This window comes from Anaerocaecibacter muris (assembly GCF_943192945.1).
GTDB lineage: Bacteria > Bacillota > Clostridia > Christensenellales > Pumilibacteraceae > Anaerocaecibacter > Anaerocaecibacter muris.
The window spans coordinates 167462-181329 of the sequence record NZ_CALPCE010000001.1; the positions used below are offsets into that span (position 1 = coordinate 167462).

A 13868-nucleotide genomic window follows, 5' to 3' on the forward strand; every position below is an offset into this window, starting at 1 on the left:
TCAACCACCTTAAAAGGAGTACATAAATGACTAACGAAGAACTTACCGTATCGACTTTAAGAATGTTATCGACGGAAGCTATCGAAAAGGCGAAGAGCGGACACCCCGGTATTTGCCTCGGCGCCGCGCCTATCGGCTTTACTCTGTTTGCAAAGCACTTGAAGCATAACCCCAAAGACCCTGCGTTTTTCGACAGGGACAGGTTTGTTCTTTCTGCCGGACACGGATCGGCGTTGTTGTATTCGCTGTTCCACGTTTTCGGCTACGGTCTTACCAAAGAGGACTTAATGCGGTTTCGTCAGCATACGTCCAAGACCCCCGGTCATCCCGAATACGGCGTGACGGCCGGCGTGGAAGTTTCCACGGGTCCGCTCGGACAGGGCGTTGCGAACGCCGTCGGGTTTGCGCTTGCCGAACGCGTGCTCGCGCGCAGATTCAATAAACCCGATTGCACGATTGTCGATCATTACACTTATGCGCTGTGCGGCGACGGGTGTATGATGGAGGGTATCGAGAACGAAGCGGCGTCGTTTGCGGGCACGCAAAAACTCGATAAACTTATCGTGTTGTACGACAGCAACCGCATAACGATAGAGGGAAGTACCGACCTTGCGTTCACGGAGGACGTCGGCAAACGTCACGAGGCGCTCGGCTGGCAGGTTCTTCGCGTAAACGACGGCGAGAGCATAGACCAGATTTCCGCGGCGATAACGCTTGCCAAAGCGGAAAAACAAAAGCCGTCGCTTATTATCATCAATACGACTATCGGATACGGGTCGCCGCTTGCGGGCACGTGCAAGTGCCACGGCGCGCCGCTCGGTGCGGACAATATTAAAGCGCTTCGCAAGGCGCTCGGCTACAAAACGCCTGCGTTCGACGTTGCGCCGCAAGTCACGGATTATATAGCGGAGCTTGCGCCCGCGTTTGCCAAGTACGAGTCCGACTGGAACAAAGCGGTTAAGACGTACAAAACCAAATATCCCGAGGATTACGAGGAGTTTCAGCGTTGGCGCAAAGGCAATATCGATTTTGCCGAGCTCGATTGCATTTACGACAAGCCGCAAAAGGACGAGGCGACGCGTGCGTCGTCGCAACGCATACTTAACGCCATTGCGGAAAAGAACCCGTTTGTAGTGGGCGGGTCGGCAGACCTTGCCACGTCCAACATGGTCGTAATCAACGACGGCGGCGATATGTCCGCCGAGGAAGGTGGACGCAATATTCACTTCGGCATACGCGAACACGCTATGGGCGCGATATGCAACGGCATGTATTTGCACGGTGGACTGTTGCCGTTCTGCGCGACGTTTACCGTTTTTGCCGATTATATGAAATCGGCGATACGCATGAGCGCGCTTATGAATATTCCCGTTGTGTACATACTTTCGCACGATTCTATCGGCGTTGGCGAGGACGGACCGACGCATCAGCCGATAGAACAGTTGGAAATGTTGCGTTCTATTCCCAATATAAAAGTATTCCGCCCTGCGGATTCCAAGGAAACCGCCGCGGCTTACGAGTCCGCATGGACGGGCAAGAGTCCCACTGCGATAGTGCTGTCCCGCCAATCGCTCAAACAGCTCGACTGCACGGGTACCGACGCGCTTTACGGCGGATATATCGCCGCCGACAGCGATAAGGAAACGCCCGACGTTATACTTATTTCCAACGGTTCGGAACTTGCGCTCGCACTCGACGCGAAAAAGCGGCTTGCCGCGGACAAGATCGACGCGCGAGTCGTGAGCATGCCGTGCAAAGAATTGTTTGATATTCAGACCGTCAAATACCGCGAATCCATACTGCCGAGCAACGTGCGCGCACGTGTGGCGGTAGAGGCGGGGCGTTCCGTCGGTTGGTATAAATATGTAGGCTTGGACGGCGAGTGCTGTTGTATAGACACGTTCGGCATGTCCGCGCCCGCAAACATCATGTTTGAAATTTGCGGATTTAATACCGACACCGTGATTAAGCTCGCTAAAAAGACCATTAAAAACTGTGCGAAAGCGGAAGCTCTTATAGGCGCGGCGAAAGAAAATGACCAGTAAATTTTTTGCGTTTCTCGACAGAATGAAACTGATCGACAGGTGGGCGCTTATGCGCAACACGTCGGTCGAGGACGTCGCGCAACACACTATGCAAGTCGCAATGATAGCGCATGCGCTATGCGTTATCGAAAACACTCTGTGCGGCGGTAAGCTCGACGCGAATAAAGCGGCGGTGCTTGCGCTGTATCACGAAAGCGCGGAGGTCGTGACAGGCGACTTGCCCACGCCCGTCAAGTATTACGACGACGATATAAACAGAGCGTACAAAAATATCGAACACCGCGCCGAGCAAAAGTTGATAAACACTTTGCCCGAAGAACTTAAAGCGGCGTTCGCGCCGTGCGTAACGCCCGAAAAGTCGAGCGCGGAATACGTGTTTGTAAAGCGTGCGGACAAGATGAGCGCGCTCATTAAATGCGTCGAGGAATTATCGGTCGGCAATAAGGAGTTTGAAAAAGCATACGAGGCGACTGCGGAGAGTTTAAAGTCCGTGCCCGAAAAATCCGTCGCGTACTTTTTAGACACGTTTATCCCCGCGTATTCCATGAGTTTGGACAGCTTGCTCGATTGAAATCGCTTTATCGAAGTGACTTTTATAGCAAGTAACGGCAATTAAAATCAAAGTAACGAGGTTATTCCGTTAAGTAACGGGATAACCTCTTTATTTTGTAGGTTTTTGTGTTATGATGTAGGTGAGTTCGAGATAAAGGAGGTTTGTATGCGGTTTAACGAAAAATTAAAGGAACTGCTTGGAGTGGGGGATCTTATCGCTTTGGGTATGATTTGACTGTTTTTGAGGCTAAAACCGTAAACGAGGTGTAGAGAAATGACTGAATGAACAAAAAGATCGCAAAGCAAAACCGTGTTGACGAAACACGGTTTTTAGTTTACAAATTATTATTTTTCCGTTCGGCTGTCGCCTGTAAAGAACAGTGCGACAGTGCCCGGTCCAGAGTGACTGCCTATAACAAAGCCGAGCGGCATTATTTTTACGAGAAGCCCGAATTTTTCGGTTATCGCGTCGGCTACGAACTTTGCGTCGTCAAAACAATCGCCGTGGGTGATGTAAATGGTTTCGCTCTCTTTGTTGTAGCGTTCGGAAATTTTATCGATTAACGCAACGAGCGATTTTTTGCGCCCGACGACTTTTTTAATAGGCACGAGCCGACCGAGTTCGTCAACGTGTAAAACGGGTTTTATGTTGAGCAGGTTGCCGAAAAACGCCGAGCCTTTGCTCAAACGCCCGCCGCGCGCCAAGTATTTTAAATCGTCAACTACAAAGTAGTGTATTACGCGGTCGCGTATTTCGTCGGCGTACTTGCACGCTTCGTCAAACGTTAAGCCGCTTTTGCATTTTTCCGCGACGAGCGTAACGAACAAGCCTTCGCCGCCCGACGCGCATTTGGAATCGACGACGTAAACTTTATTCGTGTTTGCCGCATTAAGTTCTTCGGCGACGCGTTTAAAGTTTTCGTAAGTGCCCGAAAGCACGCTCGCAAACGATAAATAAAGCACGTCTTTGCCTTGCGCAAGCAGGTCGGTCAAAAACTCGCGCGCGGTTTGTTCGTTTATCATGGACGTGCTTGTGCGCGCGCCGTTGCGCATAGCGTCGTAAAACTCATGAAATTCGAGCTGATTGGCGTCGTCCTTGCCGTAACCTATGTCGTTGACGAAATACATCATGTCCAGCGATTGAACTTGCATTTCGCGCAACAGTGTTTTGGGCAGGTCGCACGTACTGTCGGTAGCAATAACGTAATCCATAAAATACCTCTTTAATAAATTTTTAGGGGCGGGTTGCGCCGACGGTTTAATCCATAAGCGTTATTGCAAGAAAGCGGGGGACAGATCAACGCCGGCGTTTTGTTCGAGTTCGAGCACGAACAACGCGCGGACATAGCCGCGGTCGAACGTCGTGGAGTGGACGTAAAACTGTTTGCCGTAATAGTATCGGGCAAGACTGTAATACTTGGAGTTGGTGTGTAGCGCGACTGCTTTTGCGCCGTTATCTTTGGCGTAAGTAATAGCGGCGTCCAACAGAGCGGATCCGAAGCCCGTATTGGATATTTGCGGGCTTACGCCGAACCTATAAACGTACCACAGTTCGTTGGACAGCTTTTTGATGCGTATTGCGCCGACGAGCGATCCAAACCGCTCGACGACGAATACCGCGTTTTCCCGTATGTCGTGCAACGTGGATTCTATGGTCTCCTTTAACGCTTTAACTTCGTACTTGACATGCAAGTCCTCTTGATACAGCGAAAAAGATTCTTTGGTTATTTTAAGCACGCTGTCCGTGTCTTCGTCCGTGGCGCGCCGTATGGCAAGATACATTGTTTTCTCCGTTTAAAGAGTAGGGTGCGGCGGCTCGGCAACATACAGCCGAACGCCGACTGTTACGGCACGGTTATTTTTTGCCCATCAACAGGCACATAACGGCTTTTTGCACGTGCAGGCGGTTTTCTGCTTCTTGAAAAATTATGGAGTGCGTGGAGTCTATAACGTCCTCCGTGACTTCCTCGCCGCGGTGCGCAGGCAGGCAGTGCATAAACACCGCGTCTTTTTTAGCCATGCCCAAAACTTTTGCGTTGACCTGATAGGGCATAAGCGCCTTTTCTTTTGCGGGGTCTTTGGCTTGTCCCATAGAAAAGAACACGTCGGTATACAGCGCGTCTGCGTCGGTCGCGGCTTCCTCAACGTTGTCGGTGACTGTGACATTGCCGAATTTTTGCGCCGCTTCCGTAATTTCGGGATTGGGCTGGAAACCTTTGGGCGCGCAAATACAAACGTTCATGCCCGTTTTTGCGCCTGCGAGCATAAGCGAGTGCGCCATATTGTTGCCGTCGCCGAAGTAGGCGAGTTTTACGCCGTTAAGCTGACCGTAGGTTTCGTATAAGGTGAAAATGTCCGCAAGCGCTTGGCAGGGGTGAAAATCGTCGGTAAGCCCGTTTATGACCGAAAAACTTCCGTACTTGGCAAGTTCTTCTACGTCCGACTGTTTGAACGTGCGTATCATAACGCCGTCAATGCCGTACCGCGAAAGCACGCAAGCGGTGTCGTGTATGGTTTCGCCTCTGCCGAGCTGAATATCGTTGCTCGATAAAAACAAAGAGTTTCCGCCCAGTTGTTTAATACCCATTTCAAACGACACGCGCGTGCGCGTGGACGATTTGGTGAATATCATGGCGAGGGTTTTGTTCTTTAAAAGTTCGTGTTTTTTGCCGCGATGAAACGCGGTTTTGAGCGAGTTGGATAAATGCAAAATTTCGTATATGTCTGCGGCGGAATAATCCAAAAGGTTGAGCAGGTGTTTGTGCTCGATTCTGCCCTTGGGCTTGTAGGATGAAACGTCCATAATGCTCCTCGTATATGTAGATGTTGATAGGAATTAGCAAAATTAAAATTGCCGCGAAACATCGGCAATTAACGACTTTTTAAGTCTTATGTTATCATTATAACATTTAAAACAGAATAAGGCAACCGAAATAGCAAACAAAACCCGCGCTTTTTGCCGTTGCGACGACGGGCGCGGGTCAAATTGCTTATTATACGTTGGTAGCGGCGCAAATTTCGTCGAGCGCGGCTATAAGCCCGTCGATCTCCTCGCGCGTGATAGTAAGCGGCGGAACAAGTCTTATCGTGTTATTGCCCGCAACGTTTACCAAGTACCCGCGTTCGCGCAGTTTGCCCTCGAACGCCGCGGCGGGGATTTTGGGAGAGAGCTGTATTCCGCGCATAAGTCCTATTCCGCGAATATCCGTGATAAAGTTGTACTTGGAAAAATGCGCGAGCCGTTCGCCCAAATATTGTCCGACTTCCGCCGAGCGTTCGAGCAGTCCGCCCTCGGTCAAGATCGTGAGCACCGCGTCAGCCGCGGCGCAGGCGAGCGCGTTGCCGCCGAACGTCGAGCCGTGATCGCCGAGCGCAAACGCCGTTCCGACTTCCTCGGAAGCGAGGCATGCGCCCATGGGTATGCCGCCCGCTATCGCTTTTGCCAGCGTTATTATATCGGGCTTTATTCCGAAATGACTGAAAGAAAACAGTTTGCCCGTTCTGCCCATGCCGGTCTGCACTTCGTCGAGTATAAACAGAACGCCTTTGGACTTGCAAAGCGCGTATGCGTTTACGAGGAAATCATTGGAAAACGGTCTTACGCCGCACTCGCCCTGCACCGTTTCGAGTATTACCGCGCCAACGTCGTCGGTGAGCTTGGTTTTAAAATCGTCGAAATCGTTGTATTTGAATGTTCCGAACCCGTCGGGAAGCGGGGAATATACGCGGTGTTGATTGGCGTTGCCCGTAGCGGTAAGCGTGGCGAGCGTTCTGCCGTGGAACGCGCCCTCGGCGGACAGTATGCGCTTTTCTCCGCCGTTGTTTTTAAAATATCGGCGAGCCAGCTTGATTGCACATTCGTTGGCTTCCGCGCCCGAATTGCACAAAAAAACGCGCGAAAATCCGGACGCTTCGCACAGCTTGGTTATATATTCCGATTGCACGGCGGTATAGTAATGATTGGATACGTGCATGAGTTTGTGCACTTGATCGCATACCACTCGGGTGTATTCGGGGTGGTTATATCCGAGTATGTTGGTCGCTATGCCCGCAACGAAATCGACGTACTTGTTGCCGTGTACGTCGTACAGGCAGTTGCCTTCGCCGCGCTCGATAGCGATGTTGTCGCGCGTGAAAACGGGCATGTAGTGCGTCGCTTCGGCTTCTTTGATTTTATTGAAATTCATTATTCACCTTTAATTGTCTTTTTCGATCATAGTTCCCACGCCGTCGTCGGTAAACAGTTCCAAAAGTATGGAGTGGGGAAGCGTGCCGTTAAGTATGAATACGCTGTTTATGCCGCGTTCGATTGCGTCTATACAGCTTTTGGCTTTGGGTACCATGCCGCCCGAAACGGACCCGTCATCTATCATTTTGCGCAACGCCGACACGTTGATGCGCTTGATGAGCGAATCGGAATTGTCCTTGTTTGCCATAATTCCGTCAATGTCGGACAGAAACAGCAGTTTTTCGGCGTGCATAGCCGCGCCGATAGCCGCCGCCGCAACGTCCGCGTTTACGTTGTAACTGTTGCCCTTGTCGTCAGTCGCAATGGACGCTATAACGGGGATAAACTCGTCCTTTGCGAGTATTTCCAAAAGTTTGGCGTTGATTTCGGTTATTTTCCCGACAAAGCCGAGTTCGGGGTCAAGGTTTTCCGCTTTTATAAGCTGCGAATCCTTGCCGCAAAGCCCTATCGCTTTTACGCCCATGGAGTTTAGCTCGCCGACAATGTTTTTGTTTATTTTTCCGCACAAAATCATCTGCGCGACTTCCATTGTCTGTTCGTCTGTGACGCGCAAGCCGTTTTTGAACTTGGACTGTATGCCCAGCCTGTCGAGCAGTCTGTTTATTTCGGGTCCGCCGCCGTGCACGAGTATGGGATTAACCCCCACTATTTTAAGCGCGGCGATGTCTTGCAATATCGTCGTCGTTACGGCTTCGTCGTTCATGGCGTTGCCGCCGTACTTGATGACCAGCGTTTTGCCCGAATATTTGCGTATGTAGGGCAGTACTTCGCAAATTATGTTTGCGCGTTCTATCGTGGATTTGTATGCGTCGTTCATGTCGTTCTCGCTTGCGATTGAATTTGTTTATTTGGTTGGTCGTCACCGAGTATTCGTAAAAGTTCGGTTGTCGTAACGTGTTATCTGTTGTTGTAACGGTCTGTCAGATAGGCGCGTAACGCGGAAGCCCCGCGGCTTCGTCCAGTCCGAACATTATGTTCATGTTTTGTACCGCCTGTCCCGCCGCGCCTTTTAAGAGGTTGTCTATAACCGACACGACTATGCCGCGGTTGCCGTCGAACCGTGCGGAAAATACGCAACGGTTGGTGTGCGCCACGGTCGTAATTTCGGGGAACGTTTCCGAATATTCGACAAACTTTTCGCCCGTGTACGCGGTTTTAAGCGCGTCGAGCGCGGCAGTCGCGTCGGGCGTTTTAAAATACACCGTGGAAAGTATACCGCGCTTAATGGGTAAAAGGTGGGGGGTAAACAGAATTTCCGCGCCTGTCTTTTCGCTCATTTCGGGCGCGTGGCGGTGGTTGAATACGCCGTATGCCTTAAAGTTTTCGTCGAGCGCGCAAAACCCGTATGCCTCGTCGCTTTTTCTCCCCGCACCGCTCACTCCGCTTTTGCTGTCGGCGATAATATCCGACGCAAGCCCCGCTTTGCACAGCGGGAGCATGGGTAAAAGCACGCTCGTAACATAGCAGCCGGGATTGGCTACAAGTTTAGCCGCGCGTATTTTGTCGCGGTTGTATTCGCAAAGCCCGTAAACGGCAAGCGCGTTTAGGTCGGGTCGGGGGTGCGTGACTTTGTAAACGCGTTCGTATAGCGCAACGTCGTCGAAACGGTAGTCTGCGGACAAATCGACAACGCGCACACCCGCGTCGATAAGTTCGCCGACAAGCGCCGCGCCCGCCGTTTGCGGCAGAGCGACAAATACGACGTCGCAGGTTTTGAGAACGTTGTCCGCCATATCTGTAAAAGCGAGTTCGCAAGGTAAAGCGGGGAACACGTCGCAAACGCGCTTGCCGTAATGCGCTCTGCTTGTTACGGCGGTAAGTTGCGCGTTGGGGTGCGCCGCTATCAGTCTTAAAACTTCTGCGCCCGCATAGCCGTTTGCGCCGACTATGCCGACTTTTACGATGTTGTTTTTCATTGTCAGTCCGTTTAATATATTTAGACTACTATTATAATACATTTAAATATAAAACGCAACAGAAATGCCAAAGTTCGAGCGTTCGATTGAATATCGGCATAATTGCGCTCCAATGCGTTTCGGAAAAATGATTGACAAACGATTGTAAAAATGTTATAACTCAATCAAAGGAGCTTGATATGGCAAAAAGCGGAACTTGCGAGCTGTGCGGACTGCCCGACAACAGCTATTCGGTAGAGGATAACGGTAACGTATTTAAGGTATGTAAGCTGTGCTATGACGGTTTTATCGCAAAGCACGGCAGCGATTCCATTGACGGCGCGGCGACGGACGACGTGGACGCGTTGGCGGAACAGATAAAAGCCACGCCCGAAACAGGCGCAAAGCCCGAAACTCTTTCGCCCGACCAAATGGCAAAGTTGCTCACGCCGACCAGCGAGGAGAGGCGTAAGCTCAACAATGCTATGAAGCGCGCGGCGTCTACATCTTCGGAAGAAGAGGACGAAGCCAAAGAGGAACGGCGCAAATTGAGCGAATCGCTCAAACGCACGACTGCTATGCTCACCGCCGACACGGAAGATATTCGGCGCGAACTTCTCGAAGCCAAAGAGCAGATAGCGGAAGAAGAGCGTATTGTAGTCAAGCAGAAAGAAAAAGACAAGGCGAAACAGGCGCAAAAAAGTCCGTCGGAAACCGAGCAGGATAAACTCGACGGGCAACTGCACGCCCAGCGCGCCGAAGAAAAACGCCGCGCGGCGATAGAAAGAATGCGCAAAGCGGCAAACCCGACTATCGACGACGAGCGTATCAAGATAACCAGTCCGGAAGTGGAATTGCAAAAGGACACGCGTCCCAAAACCAACTTTGACGTTGCGACAAAGGAGCATGTCAGTTCGGTTCGGTTTATTCAGGCGTTTAAGTATGTAGTTCACCCCGCGGTGTACGCCGTTTTTGCGGGGCTTGTCGTGTTGGCGGTTGCCACCGCGCTCATGATAACCATGACGTGGAAGGAAGCGGTAATAGATTTTTGCGCGGGCGCAGGCGCGGTTTCCGTCGGGTTCTTGCTTGTGTGGTATTTAAAACGTAGGCTGGAAGTGGACAGGCGCACATACTTGCTTCGCATACGACAGGAACAAATAGCTTTCGACAGCATGACGACGACTTGTTACCGCGAACTTAAAACCAAATATCCCATGATAAAAGCGTTGGCATGGCTGTTGAGCAAACTCTCGATCATACTTACGGTTGCGACGATAATAGGCGGAACTGCGGCTGCTGTAATACTGTCGTTCTTGGCTAAGTGGTGGTTGCTTGCGCCCGTGATTGTCGGCGCGGCTATCGGTGGCGTGCTTATGTACTATATATTCAAGTTCGCCGCGGACTTTGTCAGCTACAAACTCGATATAGAACGCAATCAACAGATTATGCAACAAACTTTTCTGGATATTCTGTCCAAAAAAGGAAAATAACCCGTCATACTGTATTGTGTACTACAAAACGCTTGACAAATAAGCATAAATGATGTACAATCATTTTGCTTTGCCGGTGTGGTGGAATTGGCAGACGCGCCGGACTCAAAATCCGGTGGGCTAATAACCCGTATCGGTTCGACTCCGATCACCGGCACCAATTAAAAAGGCAGGACGTTACGCCCTGTCTTTTTGATTATAAAAACAAAAAAACGTTCGCCGAGATTAGACGGTTAAAATATATATAATAAGATTGTCGCATAAATCGATTGTTGATAAGTCAAGCAATTTATTAGTATAAAAACGATTGACAATCGAAGTTTAAAAGCATATAATTGCCCATGAATATACTATCTTCGGAGGTTATATGTATTCGAGTAAAGCAAAACGCAAACCGTTTATAGCGGTTATGATCCTTGTCGCGGCGCTGTTTATATCGGCGCTTTTTGTCGGAATCAAATTCGGCGTGAGCGCGGCGGCGGACGAGGGTAATGTCGGAACGAGTTTCTACTATAAGGAACTTAAAGCAAGTCCCATGGCGGAGAAGTTTTACGGCGTTATTAAAGATATGTCCGAAAAAGGACATTTGGATAACGGCACTTACGAATATGATTTGTCCGCAGTGCTTACCGAAAGAGAAATTTCGGATTATGTGGACAATGCTTCGCCTAAAATTCCCGTTGCGTTCGGCGCGGCGCGCGACGCGTTCTATATGGATCACCCCGATCTGTTCTATATAGACGTTTACAAACTGTATTTGAGCGCCGGCATGAAAAACGGCAAGTATGTGGCTTATGTCGGCACGGGCAACGCCGATAATTATTACACCGATTACACGGTTAATAATGCTACGGAAGTCGCGCAGGTGAAAACCGCATACGAAACCGAAATTCAAAAAGCCGTTGCTGCCGCTAAAATAAATAACGCGGACGTCGTGACGCAGATTAGAAACGTAAACAATTACATAATGAGCAAAACGTCTTACGATTACGGCGCGTATGAGGACGCCATGAGCGGCAAGGTTACATACAACGGTTATGTCAACACTGCTTACGGCGCGCTTGTCGAGGGCAAGGCTATGTGCGGCGGTTATGCGCGCGCGTTCAAAGCCGTTATGGATAGGCTCGATATTCCGTGCGTGCTCATACAGGGCTCGGCGTATTCGGGCAAAGGCGTTGTTTCGGATAGTACGTCCGAGGAACTAAAAGCGGGTTTTGTCGCGCATATGTGGAACGCCGTCGAAGTTGACGGCATGTGGTACGGCGTGGACGTTACTTATAACGACGGCGCGAACAATCCCGAAAAATATATGCTTGTCGGCGACGAATATCTTTCGCAAACGCATATCGCCGACGGTGTTATTTCGTCGTCCGGTTTCGAGCTTAAATATCCCGCGCTTCGTCCTCTCGATTACGGCGATTTTACCGATATGAGCGGGTTTACTTTTAAAGACACCGGTAATATCGGCGATAAAGAATTCGGCTATTACAATAGCGGCGAACATGAAGATAATTACTCGCTCACGCTCGGCGTAAGCTATCTCGGCAAGAACTCCAAGCAGTTGGCGGAAGAAAACAAATATTTGGCTTTCCGCATGGGCGACAACGTGATGTGGATCGGCTTCGAGGCGTATGTCGAGTATATGAGCGCCAACATCGATATGAGCGACGCGAATATTAACGAATATTCCACGTTCTTTCTTAACTATTCCGTGTCCAAAATTCAGTGCGCGGTGTTCGACATTGCGCCCAATTTGGAAGTAAAGGACTTTTTGGGTTCTGCTATTATGGGTTATGAAGCCGATAGCCTCACTCCCGATCACATTATAGCGGTAAGTGCGGTTTACGGCAACAAGGCTTTCGGCAATTATGTGCCTGCGCCTTATGTCAAGAAATTGACACCCGACAACAAAGGCAATATAACCAACTTCGACCCTATGAAGGTCACGATTGAATACAGTGAAAAGTTGGTATACGCCGACGAAAACGATAAGACGGTCGGCGTGTCGGTTACGGGAACAAGCCCCGATCTCGGCGAAAAAGTCAAGATTTCCGATGTAGTTTGGAACGAGCAAACCAACACAATATCTTTTACTCTTACGCCGAGCAAGTATTATGCGCATTTCTCCGAGGCATATAACATGGTTCCCACCAACCTTGTAGGCGAGAAGAGCCGAAAAGTACCCGAGGCTGCGCACCTGTCGTTCAAGATGAAGCAAGTCGTTTGTCCCAAAGTATTCAACGACGGCAGACTGTATATGCAAGTGTTCGGTCAACCGCAGTTCGTCAGCGCGAGCGACGAATCGCTTAACGGATTTGCGGACGCCGACGGCAAACCTATTGTCGGCGACCAAAGAAGTCAGCTTATGCTTGTCGTTAACGAGCCGTCCGAGTCGGATAGCGCGGAAATGAAAGACGCCGCGCTCGATCCCTCCAACAACACGGGTTTGACGAACAGCGACGATATTAAAGCAAGCTCCACTTACGAAATAGATCTGCTTATGTGCGGACTTGTTCAAAAGGTTCCCACCGGCAGCTATATGCAAGTCGGCTTCGGATTCCCCAAGGGCTACGGTCCCGAGAGCGCGGGCGTAACGTTTACGGTTTACCACTACACGCGCAATCCCGACGGCACTATTAAGAGCGTTGACGCAGTGCCGTGCGTAGTTACCGAATACGGCATTATTGCTACCGTCAAGAGTTTCAGCCCGTTCATGATTTGCGTTATTGACGAAGCAAAAGCTCCCAAGTACAAAACTTTGTACGTCAATGTCAACGGCGAGGGCGGCAAGATAAGCGACGGAGAAATCCGTACGTTCGAACAGGGCGACAGCCGCACTTATACCGTTACGCCCGAAGAAGGGTATAAAGTAGATAAAGTTATCCTTAACGGTGTGGCGCAACAGCTTACGGGCAATGCGCTTACAGTAAAATACGACCAACTCAACGGCAAAAATAACAGCAACGAACTCGAAGTTACTTTTGTCGCGGAACGCGTTTCGACCTATCGCGCCGAGAACAACTTGGAAATCAAACAGCCCAAAGTAGTTGTGCGTCAAAGCGATATGATAGAAGCCGTCGCACCGAACGCTCCCGTAGTGCCCACTACGCCCGGCGCGGCGCAAAATGACAGCAATGTCGTCGGTATAGTCGTCGGTGTTGTAGTTGCTATCGTGGTCGTGTTAGTCGGCGGATGCCTTGCGTTCTACTTCGTAATGCGTAATAAGAAAAAGGCGGCTACCGCCAACGGCGCGTCCGCTAACGGAACGAAGCGCGCCGAGGTCAAAGCGCAACCCGCAAAAACGGAACAGCCGCGCAAGACCGAAACGACGGCAACCCGTCCCGTTGCGCAAAATCGTCCCGCGCCGCAGAACAGACCGACGCCGCCCGTAAATCGCAATACGGCAACGCCGACTGCCAACGCGCCGCGCAATGCGCCTCCCGCAAAGCCCGCCGCGACTACTCGTCCCGTCGCGCAAAACAGACCGACGGCAAACGGTAACGGTCAACAGCGTCCGCCCGTAAGTCGCAATGTACGGCAGGACGGCGCAAATACCGCACGTCCCAATGGCAACAAGCCGACGAACAATCGTAAATAATAGTAAGGTCAAGCAATCCCGTCGCAAAATCGCGGCGGG

10 protein-coding genes and 1 tRNA gene are annotated in these 13868 nt (G+C 50.6%); 5 read left to right on the plus strand and 6 right to left on the minus strand.

Annotated features, from left to right (window positions below; translation table 11 throughout):
• Window positions 1-26: 26 nt before the first annotated feature.
• Window positions 27-2045, plus strand: a complete 2019-nt coding sequence (tkt, locus tag NFR57_RS00595; protein ID WP_251181895.1) for a transketolase — start codon at window positions 27-29, stop codon at window positions 2043-2045.
• Window positions 2035-2616, plus strand: coding sequence for a 5'-deoxynucleotidase (gene yfbR, locus NFR57_RS00600; protein WP_251181896.1), 582 nt, complete (start codon window positions 2035-2037; stop codon window positions 2614-2616). The genes tkt and yfbR overlap by 11 nt, the downstream gene beginning before the upstream one ends.
• Before the next feature lie 326 nt (window positions 2617-2942).
• On the opposite strand, the gene NFR57_RS00605 is transcribed toward yfbR, so the two are convergent.
• From NFR57_RS00605 to argC, 6 genes are all read right to left on the minus strand, one after another.
• Window positions 2943-3809, minus strand: coding sequence for a DegV family protein (locus NFR57_RS00605; protein WP_251181897.1), 867 nt, complete (start codon window positions 3807-3809; stop codon window positions 2943-2945).
• A gap of 60 nt (window positions 3810-3869) precedes the next feature.
• Window positions 3870-4379 carry a GNAT family N-acetyltransferase gene (locus NFR57_RS00610; RefSeq protein ID WP_251181898.1) on the minus strand — a complete coding sequence of 170 codons (510 nt, stop codon included), beginning with the start codon at window positions 4377-4379 and terminating at the stop codon, window positions 3870-3872.
• Between the two features lie 73 nt (window positions 4380-4452).
• Window positions 4453-5400, minus strand: coding sequence for an ornithine carbamoyltransferase (gene argF, locus NFR57_RS00615; RefSeq protein ID WP_251181899.1), 948 nt, complete (start codon window positions 5398-5400; stop codon window positions 4453-4455).
• Between the two features lie 190 nt (window positions 5401-5590).
• On the minus strand, window positions 5591-6784 hold the full coding sequence (locus NFR57_RS00620) for an aspartate aminotransferase family protein (RefSeq protein WP_251181900.1): 1194 nt from the start codon (window positions 6782-6784) through the stop codon (window positions 5591-5593).
• A 9-nt stretch (window positions 6785-6793) separates the two neighbouring features.
• Window positions 6794-7663 carry an acetylglutamate kinase gene (gene argB, locus NFR57_RS00625; RefSeq protein ID WP_251181901.1) on the minus strand — a complete coding sequence of 290 codons (870 nt, stop codon included), beginning with the start codon at window positions 7661-7663 and terminating at the stop codon, window positions 6794-6796.
• 103 nt (window positions 7664-7766) lie between these two features.
• Window positions 7767-8762 (minus strand): N-acetyl-gamma-glutamyl-phosphate reductase, encoded by a 996-nt coding sequence (argC, locus tag NFR57_RS00630; RefSeq protein WP_251181902.1) that lies wholly within the window; start codon window positions 8760-8762, stop codon window positions 7767-7769.
• 179 nt (window positions 8763-8941) lie between these two features.
• On the opposite strand from argC, the gene NFR57_RS00635 reads away from it, so the two are divergent.
• The 3 genes from NFR57_RS00635 to NFR57_RS00645 all read left to right on the plus strand — a co-directional run bounded on the left by NFR57_RS00635 (window position 8942) and on the right by NFR57_RS00645 (window position 13829).
• The gene (locus NFR57_RS00635; RefSeq protein ID WP_251181903.1) at window positions 8942-10231 is read left to right on the plus strand and encodes a hypothetical protein; all 1290 of its coding nucleotides are present in this window, start codon (window positions 8942-8944) and stop codon (window positions 10229-10231) included.
• A gap of 72 nt (window positions 10232-10303) precedes the next feature.
• Window positions 10304-10391 (plus strand) — tRNA-Leu (locus NFR57_RS00640).
• A 207-nt stretch (window positions 10392-10598) separates the two neighbouring features.
• A complete protein-coding gene (locus NFR57_RS00645; protein ID WP_251181904.1) occupies window positions 10599-13829 on the plus strand; it encodes a transglutaminase domain-containing protein in 3231 nt (1076 codons plus the stop codon).
• Window positions 13830-13868: the final 39 nt, after the last annotated feature.